Consider the following 682-nt stretch of genomic DNA (forward strand, 5'->3'; position numbering starts at 1 on the left):
AGCAGACCAACTGACTGCGCCGGATCCCATCTTGATGAGGAAGCCCGAGGTTGATCGGCGAGTGTCGAGGCAGCCAGCATGGTCTGCGTCGCTATAGCCGGTGAACTCCGAGTCGAGGGTATCGGGCTCGCTGCCGCGGAAGGTGAGGCGCAAGTCAAGGGTTCCCTTGAGGTAGCGGAAGAGATGCTTGACCGCCTTCCAGTGCTCAGGACCCGGGTTCGAGTTGAACTGGGCAAGCTTGGAGACGGCGAACATGATGTCGGGCCTGGTGCCGATGGCAAGGTACATGAGCGCGCCGACAGCGGACATGTAAGGGAAGGTGGAGGTGTCGACGGGATTCTCCAGGTCAGGGACGTATCGCTTAAGGCGTGACCCACTGCCTGGGTCCATAGGTGTGGCCACAGGRGTGCWGTCGGACATCTTGAAGYGTCGGAGGATGTCGAGGATATACTGGCGTTGTGAGAGTTGGAGGACAYGGTTTTCGCGGTCGTAGTCGATCTGGATGCCAAGGAGGAACTTGGTCGGTCCRAGGTCCTTGAGCTTGAAGACCTTGGCAAGTTCGTCCTTGACCCACTGGATCTTCTGCTGGCTCTTCGAGGYGAGGGTGATGTCGTCGACAAAGACRGGACAAATAATGCGGATGTCGTCCTTCTCCCAGACATAGACGGCAGGGTCAGACTTG

Annotated in this window: 1 protein-coding gene; it reads right to left on the minus strand. The window is 58.5% G+C overall.

The window, feature by feature from the left end; all coding sequences use genetic code 11:
- Positions 1 to 682: reverse transcriptase domain-containing protein (locus tag EAH89_RS31030; RefSeq protein ID WP_140888049.1), on the minus strand; the 682-nt coding region annotated here is incomplete at both ends.

The organism is Muricoccus nepalensis (genome assembly GCF_006438825.1).
Taxonomy (GTDB): domain Bacteria; phylum Pseudomonadota; class Alphaproteobacteria; order Acetobacterales; family Acetobacteraceae; genus Roseomonas; species Roseomonas nepalensis.